Below are 13,432 nucleotides of genomic sequence, written 5' to 3' on the forward strand. Positions count from 1 at the left end.
ATTATCCAGTCCGTCATCGCGAGCGAAGCGAAGCAGTCCAGATGTCCGCGCGCTGCCTAGATCGCTTCACATCGCTCGAAATGGCGGATCAATCTCCCGTCATCCCGCTTTAGCCGCCGCCGATTAGAGAGTCGGCAATCGAGCAGGAGGCCGGGCCGAGAATGACGATGAACAGCACCGGCAGGATGAACAGGATCAGCGGCACGGTCATGATCGCGGGCAGGCGCGCGGCCTTTTCCTCGGCCCGCATCATCCGCTCGTTGCGGAACTCGGCGGAAAGCACGCGGAGCGCGGAGGCGAGCGGCGTGCCGTATTTCTCCGTCTGAATCATGGTGGTGACGACGCCGCGCACCGCATCGAGCGCGACCCGCTGGGCGAGGTTCTCGAATGCCTGGCGCCGGTCTGTGAGGAAGCCCAGCTCGATCGCGGTCAGCGCGAATTCGTCGCCCAGTTCGGGATAGGCGCGGCCCAACTCCTTGGACACGCGGTGGAAGGCGGCATCGACGGTGAGGCCCGCTTCGGCGCAGATCACCAGCAGGTCCAGCGCGTCGGGCAGGCCCTTGCGGATCTTCTCGCTGCGCTTGGTGATGGTGTTCTTCAGCCAGATGTCGGGGGCTTTGTAGCCGAGCAGCAGCGTACCGGCGACCGCGCCATAGCGCTTCAGCGGACCCCAATCGGGAAAATACTCGATCCAATAGACCATGAAGATCACGATCGAGCCGAGCACGATCGGCAGCACCAGCCGCCCGAAGATCACCGCGGGCGCCCATTCCTTGGAACGGATACCCGCCTGCATCAGCTTCTGCTGCGCGTCTTTGAGTTGGCTGTCCTGGAGGACCTGGAGTGTCGACAGGAAGGCGCGGATGCGATCGGCGGTCTCGTTCTTCTGGACCAGGCGGGCGCGACGCTTGCTGGTGGAGGCGGTGATGCCAGCCTTCAGCTGCTCGCGACGATCGTTGAGTGCCTTGACGCGCTTCACCATCGGATCGCGCACGCTGAGCGCAGCATAGATCGCCACCATCACGGCGACTGCCGCGACCGCCGACAGCAGGGTCGCCACCCAGAGCACGTCGACGCCGAGCAGCGTTGGTCCCGCGGTTTCGCCCATCGCCCGTGTTCCTCAGATCTCGAAGTTGATCATCTGGCGCATGATGTACGCACCGATCGCCATCCAAACCATTGCGCCCAAGCCCGCCACCATCAGGCGCTGGTCCACAAAGAATTGCTGCATGTAGTTGCCGCTGATGAACCAGATCAGCCCGAAAACGATGAACGGCAGCGATCCGATGATCAGCGCCGAAGCCTTGGACTCGGAAGACATGGCCTTGATCTTCAGCTTCATCTGGCCGCGCTGGCGCAGCACGGTGGCGAGGTTCTGAAGGGTCTCCGCCAGATTGCCGCCGGTCTCGCGCTGGATGGCGATACTGATCACGAAGAACTGGAACTCGGGCGTCTGGAGCCGGTCCGCCGTTTCCTGGAGCGCGGCGTCCATCGATCGCCCGATCTTCATCTTGTCCGCGACCGACCGGAACTCCTCGCCGACCGGGCCGGGAACCTCGCTGCCGACCACGCCCATCGTCTCGGTGATCGGGAGACCCGAGCGGAGCCCGCGGACAAGAAGCTCGATCGCGTCCGGGAACTTGGTGGTGAAGCGGGTTACGCGCCGGTTGATGAAAAATCCGACCACGAAGTGCGGCAGGCCCAGCCCGATCACCAGACCAAGCAGCGCGGCGAGCGCGATGGGCAGGCCCAGCCACCAGAACAGCAACGCGCCGCCCATCAGCAGCGCGAGGGTGGCGATGCCATACTGGCCCATCGTCCAGGGTTTGCCGGTGCGCACCAGACGCTGGCGCAGCTCTGCAGGCCGCGGCAGGAACCGCGCCGCCGCCTTGTCCGCCTTGGTCGCGGAGCGGCCGGTGATCCGCCGCATCTGCGCATCGATCGCCGCGGACGCGGAGGTGGAATGCCGCTCGCGCACCGCGCCCAGGCGGCGGTTGCCGGCCCGAGCCGCGGACGGCCCCGCGAAGGCGACGGCGATCATCCCCAGCGTGAGCAGGGCGCCAAGCGCAAGCAGGCCCAACTGCAACAGCGGCATCTCAATAGTCCTCCAGATCGCGCGCGGCCGAAGCGATCACTTGTCCTTCTTCGCCAGCTTGCCCCTCAGGTCGCTGAACCGTCCGACCAGCGACATGCCCTTCTTCTTGCCCGCGTCCGGCCCGGCGACGTCTACATCCGCTGCCGCGCAGACGCCGCGTGCGAGCGAAGACAGCGGTGCCACCGTCTTGGAAGCCTTGCCGGCCTCGGCCAGCGGCTTTCCCAGCTTGGCCGCCTGACTTGCCAGCTTCTGGTCTGCCGGGATCACGTGATCGATCTTGCGCTCGATCGACAGTTCGAAATCCTTCTGGCTGATCTCCAGCTGGGTTGCGGGCGGGACGCGATTGGCGACGACGATCACTCGCGCCGCCGGCGCGTTCGAGCGCAACCAAGAGAGGATACGAATCGAATCCCGCGCCGCCGCCAGCGTCAGTTCGGTGCAGACCACGATCACCTGGATGTCGCTGACCAGATGGGGATGCTGGACCAGCATGCTCCGCGGCAGATCGATCACGGTGCATTCAAAGGCGGCGCGCATCTCCTCCTGAAGCTGGTAGAAGGCGGCACCGTCGGTCATCACCGGAGAACTGATCGGCGCTTCGGCCGAAAGGACCGCCAGCTTCTCCGAGGCGCGTACCATCGCGCGCTCGATGAACAGGCCGTCAATGCGGCTGGGGTTCTCGATCGCGTCGGTGAGGCCGCGGCCGGGTTCGAGATCGAGTGCCAGTGCACCGGTGCCGAAATGAACGTCCAGATCCAGGATCGCGGTGGAGCGCGCTTCCTTCTCGCTGAGCAGCCAGGCGAGCGACGTGGCGATGGTCGAGGCGCCAGCGCCGCCGCGGGTGCCGATTACCGCCACGCTGCAATGAGGGCGATCGACGCCTGTCGCCTCCTGGTGCTTGGGCGCGGACAGCATTGTCTGCGCCTGCATGAAGCTGTCACGCAGCGCATCCGGATTGAGCGGCTTCAACAGATAGTCGTGGATTCCGCTCGCGATCAGGTCGCGATACAGCCGTACGTCGTTCACCTGGCCGGCGGCGATCACCACCGTGCCCGGCTCGCAGACCTCGGCCAGGCTGTTGATGTCGTTGAGCGGATCGCCCGATTCCGCTAGGTCGACGAACAGCACGCACGGGCTCGCCGAGACCGAGAGCGACTGCACGGCATTGCGCAGACCGCCCTTGTGGACCTTGTCGGCGGACCAGCCGAGGTCCGGCGCGACTGCGCGCAAAGTGGCGGCGGCGGTCTCGTCGCAGACATAGGCGACGAAGGGCTCGCGGTTCGCCACGCCCGCGGGTTTCCAGGGTGCGTTCATTCTACTTGCCTCCTGCGCCTTCGGCCTTCACCGCGGTGCCGCCCCCGCCGGTGGGCGCCGCCTTGCGGTAGCTGTCGATCGCCTTCGCCCCGAGCCGGGGATCATAGACCTCCGAGCCGGGCGCGCCGCGGACGAGGTCCATCGGGTTGGCGACCATCGCCGCCAGGTTGGTGTTCATGGCGCAACCGTAGTTGGACGTGGTGTGGTTCTCGTAGTCGGCGCCGGCGTACCGGGTGAAATCCGGACAACCGGGTACCGATGCGACGGCGCGGCTGACGATCACGCGGACGCTGCCTGGCGGCACGGCCTCCGCAGTGACCGGCGCGCCCTGGTCCACCATCAGCCCGAAGCGGGCCGCCTCGCGCGCGACATCGGTGTGAACCCGCGGCCCGTAGCCGCTTGGGTCGTCCACCGTGATGCGGTCGCCATAGCCCAGCCGCATGGTCGCGAACCAGTCGGCAACGCGGGCGACCTCGCCGGGTGCGAGGCCGGCAGGACCGGCGGTCACGTCAAAGGCATAGTCCTGCTGCTGGACCACCGGCTGGTGGACCGATTCAAGGCCGCGGTTCTCGGTGCCGGTTGCGGCACAGCCGCCGAGCGCCAGGGCCGGCGCGGCAACGGAAAGGAGGAGGGTTCGGAGCATCATGGCTTCAATCCTTGCTGGTCGCCGCGGGTCAGTCGCCGAAGCCGGGCATCGCGTCGCCGGAACGACCGTTGCGAGCCTGCGGCATGTCCATCGCTGCAGGTGGGAGCGGTTCGGAGCCCGCGGGCACCGCCGGCGCCGGCGGCACCAGCATCGGCTTGGGCCGGTCGCCGCCCGTCGTCCCGTCGGCAACCTGCCCCAGGAAGTTGCGGGCAAGATCGGTGGGCGCCTTGAGGCCGTCGGTCGGCAGGGCGATCGCGTTCGCGTCCACCGGCTTCACCAGATACGGCGTGATCACGATCACCAGCTCGGTCTCGTTCCGGCGCCAGCTGTTGGAGCGGAACAGCGCGCCCAGGATCGGCAGGTCGCCAAGGCCCGGCGTCTTGTCGACGGTGTTGTTCTGGCTGTTCTGGAGCAGGCCGCCGATGACCATGCTCTGGCCGGAGCCGAGGATCAGCGTGGTCTCCGCGCGCCGCGTGGTCAGCGCCGGGATGGTCGTGCGGTTGAGCGTGACCGCGCCGTCGGAGGAGAGCTGCGACACCTCCGGTCGAACCCGCAGCGAGATGCTGCCGTTCGACAGCACCGTCGGCGTGTAGGCGAGGCTGATGCCATATTGCTTGAACTCGACCGAAACGGCGCCAAGCCCCTGGCTGATCGGGATCGGGATCTCGCCGCCGGCCAGGAAGGTCGCGGTCTCGCCCGAAAGCGCGGTTAGATTGGGATTGGCGAGCGTCGACACCTGGCCAATCGTCTCGCCCAGATCGAGCGAGCCGAGGATGTCGAGCCCGAACAATCCTCCACCAAGGCCCAGGGTGGTACCCACGCCCTTCTGGATGATGCTGTAGCCCCGCCCCGTGATGCCGTTGCCGACCGCGACGGCGCCGCCCGGCGTATACTGGCTGGCGGAGGCACCCTGCGCGACGCCGAACTTGAACCCGCCCGTGCCGTCGACCGTCTGCACGTTCACGCCAAGGTTCTTGGAATAGCTGCGCGCCACTTCCGCGATGCGGACCTGGAGGTTGACCTGGAGGGGGGTCGCGGTGCGCAGCCGGCTCAGCACGCGGGTGCCCTCGCCGACGAACGCCTGCACCAGCTCCTGCGCTTCGGCCGCCTCTTCGGGCGAGCGGGTGGTGCCGGTCAGCAGCACGACGCCATTCATGGTCGTCGCGGTGAGATCAGCCTCCGGCATCGCCAGCTTCAGCATCGCGCCAACCGAGTCGTAGTTGTTGCCGACCCGGATCGTGGCGGAATAGACGATCGCGCCCGACTTGGTCGTCGCCGAGATCGTGGTCTCGCCCGTCTTCTTTCCGAAGACGTAGAGCTGGGTCGGCGAGCGGACCTGGACGTCGGCGATTTCCGAGTTGGCGACGAACAGGTCGCTCATCGGCTTCGACAGCGTGATCAGGCGACCGCGGTTGGTGGCGACCTGGACGATGCCGCCGGCGCGCGCGCTGGTCTGGGCAGGGGCGGCGGCGGGGATCGAGCCGACCGTGGCTGCCGCCAGGGCGACCGCGAGCGGCCAGCCGATCGGCTTGAGCAGGGTATGCATCAGTTCTTACCCCCAACAGGAACTTCGGTGACGGCATTGCCGCGGGCGATACGGATGACCGGGCCGGTGCGCGGCGCCGGCGTACCGGGCGCGGCGGCGGCGGTCGGCGCATCGCTGCGCGGGCTGGGCACGGTGCGCCGCTGGAAGCGCGACACGTCTGCCCCGGTGACGAAGCTGGCGCTGCCCGCCTGCGGGCTGGCGGCGAGCTGGAGCATCATCGCCTTCTCGGCCTTCGGATCGTTGCCCGCCGGCACCTTGACGTCACCATTGGCGATCGCCTGCTCCAGCTCCGCCGCATTGTCGGCGATCGAGCGCAGCGACAGCGACAGCGAGCCAAGGGTCTGCGCCACCGCGATCTGCTCTGCGATCTTGGGCGTCGCCTCGACCGTCACGGTCGAGAAGGACTGGACGATCGTCTTGCCATCCTCGCCGACGCTCTTGTCGGTGCGCTGGTCGGTGGCGAGCACGCGCAGGTTGCGCATGATCGTCTCGGCCGCCTTGAGCGCGCCGCCTTCTCCCTCGCCGACGCTTGACGTCAGCACCAGGTCGATCCGGTCGCCCGGGAAAACGAAGCCAGCCACGGAGGTGGTCGCCGACACCGGCACCGTCACCGCGCGCATGCCCGGCCCCAGCGCCGCCGCCAGGAAGCCGCGGTCGCCCGGCTTCACCAGCGCCCCCTGGGTGACCGGCTGGCCAGCGGTGATCGGATTGCGCACGACGGTGCCGATCAGGCCCGCCATGTCGGTCGCATCCTTGGTGTAATAGGCGTTCTCGATCAGCTCCTTGGGCCAGGGCTGGAACTTCAGCGCCGCCGCATCCAGGATCGTGCCCACCGGCAGTGCCTTTGTGGCGACCAGCACCTGCGGACCGTCCGGCGCCACATTAGGCGCGGCCTCGGCCTGCGGGGCAGAGCCGCCCATGATCAGCGCCCGCGCGAAGAAGGCGGTGAGGCCTGCCACGATCAGCGCTCCGACGAGCAAAATGACCTTACGAGTATCCATGCTTTGCACCCGCATCTACTGGACGCCGATCGGCTGATCCGCCGCGCATCATCTAGGTAAACTGGTTAAAAACCGGTTCGCGAAACGCGAGAAGTCCGGCGACGGCGATTGCGACGCCATAAGGAACTTCCAGCGCCCGGGTCCGGCGAGCGAATTTGTGGTCGAGAACCATGATCACGGTGAGCACGCCGCCGATGATCGACATCACCATCAGCAGCATCAACAGCGCCGGTGGGGAAAGCCACAGCGCCAGCGCGCCGATCAGCTTGACGTCACCGCCCCCCATCTGGCCGAAGTGGAAGGCGACGCAGAACAGCGCGAACACGCCGACGGCAACGCCGATCTGGATGGCCAGGTCAGGCCATGGCGTCACGCCGCTGGCGAACCACCACAGCGGAGCGAGCAGCGCGATCGCACCGGTCTTGGCATTGGCGATCTCGCGATGGCGCGCATCCTCGATCCCGGCTGCGACCAACAGGCCGCCGAGAAAAGCGATCAGCGCAATCTGAAGAAGTGCCCACCCCATCCGGCGTTACGCCCTAGACGACAGGTATTCTCAAATCGTAACCATGACGGCAGATGAGCGCCCCCGCGAGCTTCCGACGCGCCGTGCCGACCGACGCGACCGTCTCCACCTGGCGCGCGCGCGACGGCTGGCCGCTGCGCCGCTTCGACTGGCCAGGGCGCGGGCGGGGTGCGATCCTGTTCCAGACCGGGCGCGCGGACGTGTTCGAGAAGTACCTCGAATCGTTCGCGCACTGGCATACGCTGGGATGGGCGGTGACGTCGCTCGACTGGCGCGGGCAGGGCGGTTCCGGCCGTTTGTCGGAGGACGCCAGGGTGGGGCATGCGGCCGACTTCCGGCCGTGGGTGGAGGATCTGGCGGCCGTCTGGGAGGAATGGGAGCCAGGGCCTGGACCGCGGGTGGTGATCGGCCATTCGATGGGCGGGCACCTCGTACTCCAGGCACTGCTGGAGGGCGCGATCGACCCCGAGGCGGCGGTGCTGGTCGCACCGATGCTGGGGCTGCGGGTTCCGTTCAACGCGCGGCTGGGGGAGCGAATCTCCGAGTTCATGCGCGACCGCGGCGACCCGGCGCGTCCGGCATGGAAGGCCGGCGACAAGCCGGGAAACCGGGTGAAGCGCCAGAAGATGCTGACCGGCGACGCCAGCCGCTACGAAGACGAGCAATGGTGGTACGAGCAGGTGCCCGACATCAAGCTGGGCCCGCCGAGCTGGGCGTGGCTGGCGCAAGCCTTTGCCGCCACGCGCGAGTTGCGGGGCGACGCGCGTCTGGAGATGCTCGACACGCCCATCCAGATGCTGGTCGCCGAGCGCGACGCGCTGGTCGATTCGCGCGCGGCGCTGGCGGTGGCGGAGCGTCTGCCCGACGTGGAACTGATCCGATTCGGACCCGAGTCGGGGCATGAGATCCTGCGCGAGGCCGATCCGGTGCGGGACCGGGCGCTGGCCGCGATCGATCGGTTCCTGGCCGAACGCTCCCCGTGAGCTTCTACGATATTGCCATTGTGGGCGCGGGGATTGCCGGCGCCACGCTTGCGGCCGCGATCGGCGGGCGGGCGCGGGTCGTGCTGATCGAGGGGGAGGACCAGCCCGGCTACCACGCCACCGGCCGATCCGCCGCCTTCTGGTCCGAAACCTATGGCGGGCCCGACATCCAGCCGCTGACCACCGCTTCCGGACCGGCGTTGCAGGCGGGTGGCTATCTGGAGCCGCTCGGCTCGCTGCACATCGGCCGGGCGGCGGATGCTGGGCGGGCGGAGGCCTTTCTGGCGGCGTTCGCCGGGTCGGGCGTGGTGCTGGAGCCGGTCGATCCGCACACTCTGGTGCCGGGGCTGCGGCCCGAGTGGACGATCGGCATTACCGAGCCGACCTGCGCCTATATCGACGTCGCCCGGCTGCATGCCGATGCGCTGGCGGCGGCGCGGCGGGCGGGCACGGTGCTGATGACCGGCGCCGCGGTGACGTCGATTGTGCCCGGCTGGACGATCGGAACGCGCGCGGGCGAGGTGCGCGCCGAGCTGCTGGTCAACGCCGCCGGCGCCTGGGCCGATGCGATGGCGCGGCTCGCCGGCGTCGCGCCGATCGGCATCCAGGCCTATCGCCGCACCATGGTGCAGCTACGCACCGATCCCCCACCGCCCGCGGGCCTACCGCATGTCGTGGACCTCGCCGGCGACTTCTACTTCAAGCCCGAGGCGGGCGGGCGGCTGTGGCTGAGCCCGCACGACGAGACCGCTACCGATCCGTGCGATGCCGCACCCGAGGAACTCGACGTCGCGCTGGCGATCGACCGGTTCGAGGGTGCGGTCGACTGGCGGGTGGCAGCGGTCGAGCGCCGCTGGGCCGGCCTGCGCTCCTTCGCCCCCGACCGCCGACCGGTGTACGGCTTCGCCAAGGGCTCCCCTTTCTTCTGGTGCGCAGGCCAGGGCGGCTTCGGCATCCAGACCGCACCCGCCGCAGCGGCGCTGGCGGCGGCGCTGCTACTGGGCGATGCGGTGCCCGACGGGGTTGATGCGGAGCGGTATGGGCCAGGACGGTTCCGGGATGCGAATGTCTGAAACAGGAAAGCCGATGATGCTGGTTCGTGCGATCGCCTGCCTGTCTGCGGCGCTGCTCCTGTCCGCAGCAGGCCCGAGCGCACCGGTCCGGCGCATCTGCTCCGGTGGCACCGGCATGCACGACGGCTTCTTCTACACGTTCTGGAAGGACGGCGGCGACGCCTGCATGACGCTGGCCAAGAAGGGGCGCTACATCGTCGACTATCGCCTCGGCGCCCGGCAGAACCTGGTCGTTGGAAAAGGGTGGCGCGTCGGCTCCGCGGATCGCACCGTCCAATATCGCGCGGCGCGGTTCGCAGCGGGGACGAACAGTTATCTGGCGCTCTACGGCTGGTCGACCGATCCGCTGGTCGAATATTATGTCGTGGATGGCTGGGGCAGTGCCTTCACGCCGCCGGGTGAGGGCGCGGCGGCATTGGGGACGGTCGAGAGTGACGGCGGCACCTACCGGATCTATCGCACGCAGCGGGTCCAGAAGCCCTCGATTCGCGGCACGCAGACCTTTCACCAGTTCTGGAGCGTCCGCACCGAACGCCGGCCCTTGGGGGCGGACAGCACCATCACCTTCGCCAACCATGTCGCGGCCTGGCGCAGACACGGGCTGGAGCTAGGCAAAATGGATTATCAGGTGCTCGCCACCGAAGGGTTCGGCAGTCACGGCGGGTCGGACGTCACGGTCTGGGCGGACTAGACGCTACCCTCGCGCCGCCTCCGCTGCGTTGCTCGCCAGCTTGTCCGCGCGCTCATTCTCGGGGTGGCCCGCGTGGCCCTTCACCCATTCCCACTCGACGCGATGGCGCTCCGAGGCGGTGAGGAGAGCCTGCCAGAGTTCGGCGTTCTTCACCGGCTTCTTATCGGCGGTCTTCCAGCCGTTGCGGCGCCAGCCGTGGATCCACTTGGTCAGCCCGTCCATGACGTAGCGGCTGTCGGTGGAGAGCTTCACCCGACACGGCTTGGTCAGCGCATTGAGCGCCTCGATCGCCGCGGTCAGCTCCATGCGATTGTTGGTGGTGAGCGTCTCGCCGCCGGACAGCTCCTTCTCGTGGCTGCCCATGCGCAGCAGCACGCCCCAGCCGCCGGGCCCCGGATTGCCCTTGCACGCACCGTCGGTGAACGCCTCGACCAGCGGCAGCTCGGTCATGCGAAGGCCTCAGGGTTGGCCTCGTACCAGTCGAGCCGGCGGAGATAGGCGAGCGGGTCCTTGCGCGTCACCAGCGCGTCCGCCGGCGTGTGGATCCAGTCCCACGCCCGGCTCAGCAGGAAGCGGATACAGGCGCCGCGGGCGAGGACTGGCAGCGCGGCGCGCTCCTCGGGCAGCAGCGGGTGGATGGCGGTGTAGCCATCGAGCAGCGCGCGGCCGATCGCGGCATCGGGATTCTCGCCGCGGCCGTCGAACAGCCAGGAAGTGTGCATCACCGCCACGTCATAGGCGCGCAGGTCCGTGCAGGCGAAGTAGAAGTCGATCAGGCCGGTGACGCCGTTGCCCAGCATCAGCACGTTGTCGGGGAACAGGTCCGCATGGATCGCGCTGGTGGGGAGGGTGGCGGGCCAGGTGGCCTCCACCGCATCGAGCGCCGCGACGACGCGATCGAACAGTCCGGGCGCGATCGTGTTTATGTCGGTCCCGCAGCGCTCCAGCAGCGGCCGCCATGTGGCGATCCCCATCGAGTTCACCCGCGTCTCGGCGAAGTTCGCGACGGCACGGTGCATGCGGCCCATCGCCTCGGCGGCAGCGCAGGCCTGCGCAGGCGTGGGATGCGACAGCGAAACCCCGGGTAGGAAGCGGATCAGGCAGGCGGGGCGGCCCTCCAGCTGCTGGATTTCGCGCCCCTCGCGATCCTTGATCGCGGGCGGCACCGGCAGGCCGCGCGCGGCGAGATGATCGAGCAGCGCCATGAAGAAGGGCAGGTCGTCCGCCGCGACGCGCTTCTCGTAAAGCGTGAGGATGAAGCGATCCTGCGTTGTTTCGACGAGGTAGTTCGAGTTCTCGACTCCCTCGGCGATCCCCTTCGCGGAGACGAGCGCGCCGACATCGTAGCGGGCGAGGAACGCGGACAGCGCCTCCGCGGAGACGTGGGTATAGACGGCCATGGCGAGCGGTTACGCCGCCGCGTCGAGGCCGCGGGGCAGCTTGAAGGCGATGGTCTCGCGCGTCGTCTCCACTTCGCGTTCGATCACCTCGAAGCGGGTGGCGAGCCGGTCCACCAGTTCGCGGACGAGCAGCTCGGGGGCGGAGGCGCCGGCGGTGATGCCGAGCGCGCCGACCCCATCCAGGAAGGCCCAGTCGAGATCGGTGGCGCGCTGGATCAGCGCGGCGCGCGTGCCTTCCCGCTCGGCCACCTCGACCAGCCGCAGCGAATTGGACGAGTTGGGCGCGCCGATCACCAGCACCGCATCCACCCCACTGGCGATCGCCTTCACCGCCGCCTGACGGTTGGAGGTGGCGTAGCAGATGTCCTCGCCGCGTGGCGCCTCGATTGCGGGAAAGCGGCGCTGGAGCGTCGCCACCACCGCGGCGGTATCGTCCACCGAAAGCGTGGTCTGGGTGAGGAAGGCGAGGTTGCCGGGATCGGCGGGGACAAAGCCCTCCGCATGGGCGACATCCTCGATCAGCGTCATCGTGCCCTCGGGCACCTGACCGAAGGTGCCGATCACCTCGGGATGGCCTTCGTGCCCGATGAAGACGATGTGCCGGCCACTGGCGACCAGCCGCTCCGCCTGGCGATGCACCTTCGAGACGAGCGGGCAGGTGGCGTCCAGATAGGAGAGCCCGCGATCCTGCGCGGCCTTCGGCACCGACTTCGGCACGCCATGCGCGGAAAACACCACCGGCGCGTCGTCCGGCACCTCGTCCAGCTCCTCGACGAACACCGCGCCCTTGGCGCGCAAACTGTCGACGACGAACTTGTTGTGGACGATCTCGTGGCGGACATAGACCGGAGCGCCATGCTTCTCGATTGCCAGCTCGACGATGCGGATCGCGCGGTCGACGCCGGCGCAGAAACCGCGCGGGGCGGCGATGACGAGTTCGAGCACGGGCTTGGACATGATGGACGCGCTTACGCGATTGCCTGCCCGCGCGAAACCCGCGTATGAGCCGGGGCCATTACCCGAAAGGCCCCTCGTGATCCTGCGTAAAGCTGCCCCGCTCGCCATCCTCCTCGCGCTCGGCGCCTGCGCGCGCAACTCGGGCGAGATCGACGCGAGCGGCGGCATCACCGCGGTGCGCACCGCCTGCCCGACGGTGGGCGTGCCCGCGGGCACCGGCGACATCACCCTGTTCGATCCCGCCACCAGCCGCGACGCCAGCGCGGTGGACGTGTCGGCGACGCTCACCAACGTGCGCTCCACCTGCGACGACACTGGCGACAACGTCCTGACCAACGTGACGTTCGAGGTCCGCGCCCGCCGGGCGCACACCGACGGTCCGCGCGAGGTTGTGCTGCCGTATTTCGTCACGGTGGTGCGCGGCGGCAACCAGGTGATCTCCAAGCGGGTGAGCCGCGTGTCGCTCCGCTTCGAGCCGGGCCAGCCACTCGCCACCGCCACCGGCCAGGCGACTGCCAGCGTTTCCCGCGCGGCGGCGACGCTGCCCAAGGAGGTGCGTGAGCGCCTGACCCGCCGTCGCAAGGCCGGCGACGAGGACGCTGCGCTCGACCCGCTCTCTCGCCCCGAGGTGCGCGAGGCGGTGCTGCGCGCCAGCTTCGAGGCGCTGGTGGGCTTCCAGCTGACCACCGACCAGCTGAAGTATAACGCGCAACGCTGACCCCGATTGACTCTCCCCCCGCCGCCCGCCATCGCGCGTCTCAGTCGATGCCGGGAAACCGGCGTGGGCGCGCGGGAGAGTGTGGCGGGCCTTTGAGGCCGAAACGCCGCCGCCGAAGGAGCAACCACCCCGGAATCTCTCAGGCAAAAGGGACCGCGCAACCTCATCGACGCTCTGGAAAGCGCTTCGCCGTTCTCGGCGGAGCCACCGAAGGGGTAACCTTGCGTTTGGCAGGGGAAAGCTCTCAGGTTCCGTGACAGAGGGGGCGTGGACCGATCGGCATCCGGCCGGCGTTCTGCCCCTTTGCGGAGACCGTTGATGAGCGACACCGTCCATCCGACCGATGAGCAGGACGATCTGGAGGCGCCGCCCGTCCAGACGCTGCCGCTCGATGCCTGGCACCGCCGCCACGAGGCGCGGATGGTGGAGTTCGCCGGCTATTGGATGCCCGTCCAGTATGAAGGCATCATGGCCGAGCATCT

Annotated in this window: 14 protein-coding genes, 1 pseudogene and 1 riboswitch; of the genes and pseudogenes, 5 read left to right on the plus strand and 10 right to left on the minus strand. The window is 68.5% G+C overall.

What is annotated here, in order from left to right:
- Positions 1-109 precede the first annotated feature (109 nt).
- From ACFDTH_RS07205 to ACFDTH_RS07235, 7 genes are read right to left on the minus strand one after another with little or no spacing between them, the layout of a single operon-like run.
- A complete protein-coding gene (locus tag ACFDTH_RS07205; RefSeq protein ID WP_375286848.1) occupies positions 110-1,108 on the minus strand; it encodes a type II secretion system F family protein in 999 nt (332 codons plus the stop codon).
- Between the two features lie 12 nt (positions 1,109-1,120).
- Entirely contained in the window at positions 1,121-2,095 is a 975-nt protein-coding gene (locus ACFDTH_RS07210; RefSeq protein WP_375286849.1) for a type II secretion system F family protein, read from the minus strand.
- A 36-nt stretch (positions 2,096-2,131) separates the two neighbouring features.
- Positions 2,132-3,409, minus strand: a complete 1,278-nt coding sequence (locus ACFDTH_RS07215; RefSeq protein WP_375286850.1) for a CpaE family protein — start codon at positions 3,407-3,409, stop codon at positions 2,132-2,134.
- Position 3,410: 1 nt separating this feature from the next.
- The gene (locus ACFDTH_RS07220) at positions 3,411-4,055 is read right to left on the minus strand and encodes a CpaD family pilus assembly protein (RefSeq protein WP_375286851.1); all 645 of its coding nucleotides are present in this window, start codon (positions 4,053-4,055) and stop codon (positions 3,411-3,413) included.
- Between the two features lie 28 nt (positions 4,056-4,083).
- Positions 4,084-5,601, minus strand: a complete 1,518-nt coding sequence (locus tag ACFDTH_RS07225) for a type II and III secretion system protein family protein (RefSeq protein WP_375286852.1) — start codon at positions 5,599-5,601, stop codon at positions 4,084-4,086.
- Positions 5,601-6,602: a Flp pilus assembly protein CpaB gene (gene cpaB, locus ACFDTH_RS07230; RefSeq protein WP_375286853.1), complete on the minus strand. Its 1,002-nt coding sequence runs from the start codon at positions 6,600-6,602 to the stop codon at positions 5,601-5,603. Before cpaB ends, ACFDTH_RS07225 begins: the two co-directional genes overlap by 1 nt.
- A 52-nt stretch (positions 6,603-6,654) precedes the next feature.
- Complete coding sequence (locus ACFDTH_RS07235; protein WP_375286854.1) at positions 6,655-7,128, minus strand: prepilin peptidase; 474 nt, start codon at positions 7,126-7,128, stop codon at positions 6,655-6,657.
- 53 nt (positions 7,129-7,181) lie between these two features.
- Here ACFDTH_RS07235 and ACFDTH_RS07240 point away from each other — a divergent pair, with 53 nt between their 5' ends.
- The 3 genes from ACFDTH_RS07240 to ACFDTH_RS07250 are packed head-to-tail and all read left to right on the plus strand — an operon-like array spanning position 7,182 to position 9,875.
- Positions 7,182-8,111: an alpha/beta fold hydrolase gene (locus ACFDTH_RS07240; protein ID WP_375286855.1), complete on the plus strand. Its 930-nt coding sequence runs from the start codon at positions 7,182-7,184 to the stop codon at positions 8,109-8,111.
- A complete protein-coding gene (locus tag ACFDTH_RS07245) occupies positions 8,108-9,184 on the plus strand; it encodes an NAD(P)/FAD-dependent oxidoreductase (RefSeq protein WP_375286856.1) in 1,077 nt (358 codons plus the stop codon). Before ACFDTH_RS07240 ends, ACFDTH_RS07245 begins: the two co-directional genes overlap by 4 nt.
- Before the next feature lie 13 nt (positions 9,185-9,197).
- A complete protein-coding gene (locus ACFDTH_RS07250) occupies positions 9,198-9,875 on the plus strand; it encodes a glycoside hydrolase family 11 protein (protein ID WP_375286857.1) in 678 nt (225 codons plus the stop codon).
- 3 nt (positions 9,876-9,878) lie between these two features.
- Here the strand turns inward: ACFDTH_RS07250 and rnhA are convergent, their stop codons facing one another.
- The 3 genes from rnhA to ispH are packed head-to-tail and all read right to left on the minus strand — an operon-like array spanning position 9,879 to position 12,232.
- Positions 9,879-10,325, minus strand: coding sequence for a ribonuclease HI (rnhA, locus tag ACFDTH_RS07255; protein ID WP_375286858.1), 447 nt, complete (start codon positions 10,323-10,325; stop codon positions 9,879-9,881).
- Positions 10,322-11,275, minus strand: a complete 954-nt coding sequence (thrB, locus tag ACFDTH_RS07260) for a homoserine kinase (RefSeq protein ID WP_375286859.1) — start codon at positions 11,273-11,275, stop codon at positions 10,322-10,324. The genes rnhA and thrB overlap by 4 nt, the downstream gene beginning before the upstream one ends.
- Positions 11,276-11,284: 9 nt before the next feature.
- Positions 11,285-12,232 (minus strand): 4-hydroxy-3-methylbut-2-enyl diphosphate reductase, encoded by a 948-nt coding sequence (ispH, locus tag ACFDTH_RS07265; RefSeq protein WP_375286860.1) that lies wholly within the window; start codon positions 12,230-12,232, stop codon positions 11,285-11,287.
- A gap of 76 nt (positions 12,233-12,308) precedes the next feature.
- Between ispH and ACFDTH_RS07270 the strand changes: the two genes are divergently transcribed.
- A complete protein-coding gene (locus tag ACFDTH_RS07270; protein ID WP_375286861.1) occupies positions 12,309-12,950 on the plus strand; it encodes a hypothetical protein in 642 nt (213 codons plus the stop codon).
- 62 nt (positions 12,951-13,012) lie between these two features.
- Positions 13,013-13,116: riboswitch (glycine riboswitch) on the plus strand.
- A gap of 152 nt (positions 13,117-13,268) precedes the next feature.
- A pseudogene (locus ACFDTH_RS07275) lies at positions 13,269-13,432 on the plus strand (glycine cleavage system protein T); the annotation flags it as partial.

The organism is Sphingomonas sp., from assembly GCF_042096255.1.
Lineage (GTDB): Bacteria > Pseudomonadota > Alphaproteobacteria > Sphingomonadales > Sphingomonadaceae > Sphingomonas.

Excerpts from the sequence above, each read along its gene's own strand:
- ACFDTH_RS07205 (WP_375286848.1), bottom strand. The coding sequence starts at position 1,108 with ATGGGCGAAACCGCGGGACCAACGCTGCTCGGCGTCGACGTGCTCTGG.
- ACFDTH_RS07210 (WP_375286849.1), bottom strand. The coding sequence starts at position 2,095 with ATGCCGCTGTTGCAGTTGGGCCTGCTTGCGCTTGGCGCCCTGCTCACG.
- ACFDTH_RS07215 (WP_375286850.1), bottom strand. The coding sequence starts at position 3,409 with ATGAACGCACCCTGGAAACCCGCGGGCGTGGCGAACCGCGAGCCCTTC.
- ACFDTH_RS07220 (WP_375286851.1), bottom strand. The coding sequence starts at position 4,055 with ATGATGCTCCGAACCCTCCTCCTTTCCGTTGCCGCGCCGGCCCTGGCG.
- ACFDTH_RS07225 (WP_375286852.1), bottom strand. The coding sequence starts at position 5,601 with ATGCATACCCTGCTCAAGCCGATCGGCTGGCCGCTCGCGGTCGCCCTG.
- cpaB (WP_375286853.1), bottom strand. The coding sequence starts at position 6,602 with ATGGATACTCGTAAGGTCATTTTGCTCGTCGGAGCGCTGATCGTGGCA.
- ACFDTH_RS07235 (WP_375286854.1), bottom strand. The coding sequence starts at position 7,128 with ATGGGGTGGGCACTTCTTCAGATTGCGCTGATCGCTTTTCTCGGCGGC.
- ACFDTH_RS07240 (WP_375286855.1), top strand. The coding sequence starts at position 7,182 with ATGAGCGCCCCCGCGAGCTTCCGACGCGCCGTGCCGACCGACGCGACC.
- ACFDTH_RS07250 (WP_375286857.1), top strand. The coding sequence starts at position 9,198 with ATGATGCTGGTTCGTGCGATCGCCTGCCTGTCTGCGGCGCTGCTCCTG.
- rnhA (WP_375286858.1), bottom strand. The coding sequence starts at position 10,325 with ATGACCGAGCTGCCGCTGGTCGAGGCGTTCACCGACGGTGCGTGCAAG.
- thrB (WP_375286859.1), bottom strand. The coding sequence starts at position 11,275 with ATGGCCGTCTATACCCACGTCTCCGCGGAGGCGCTGTCCGCGTTCCTC.
- ispH (WP_375286860.1), bottom strand. The coding sequence starts at position 12,232 with ATGTCCAAGCCCGTGCTCGAACTCGTCATCGCCGCCCCGCGCGGTTTC.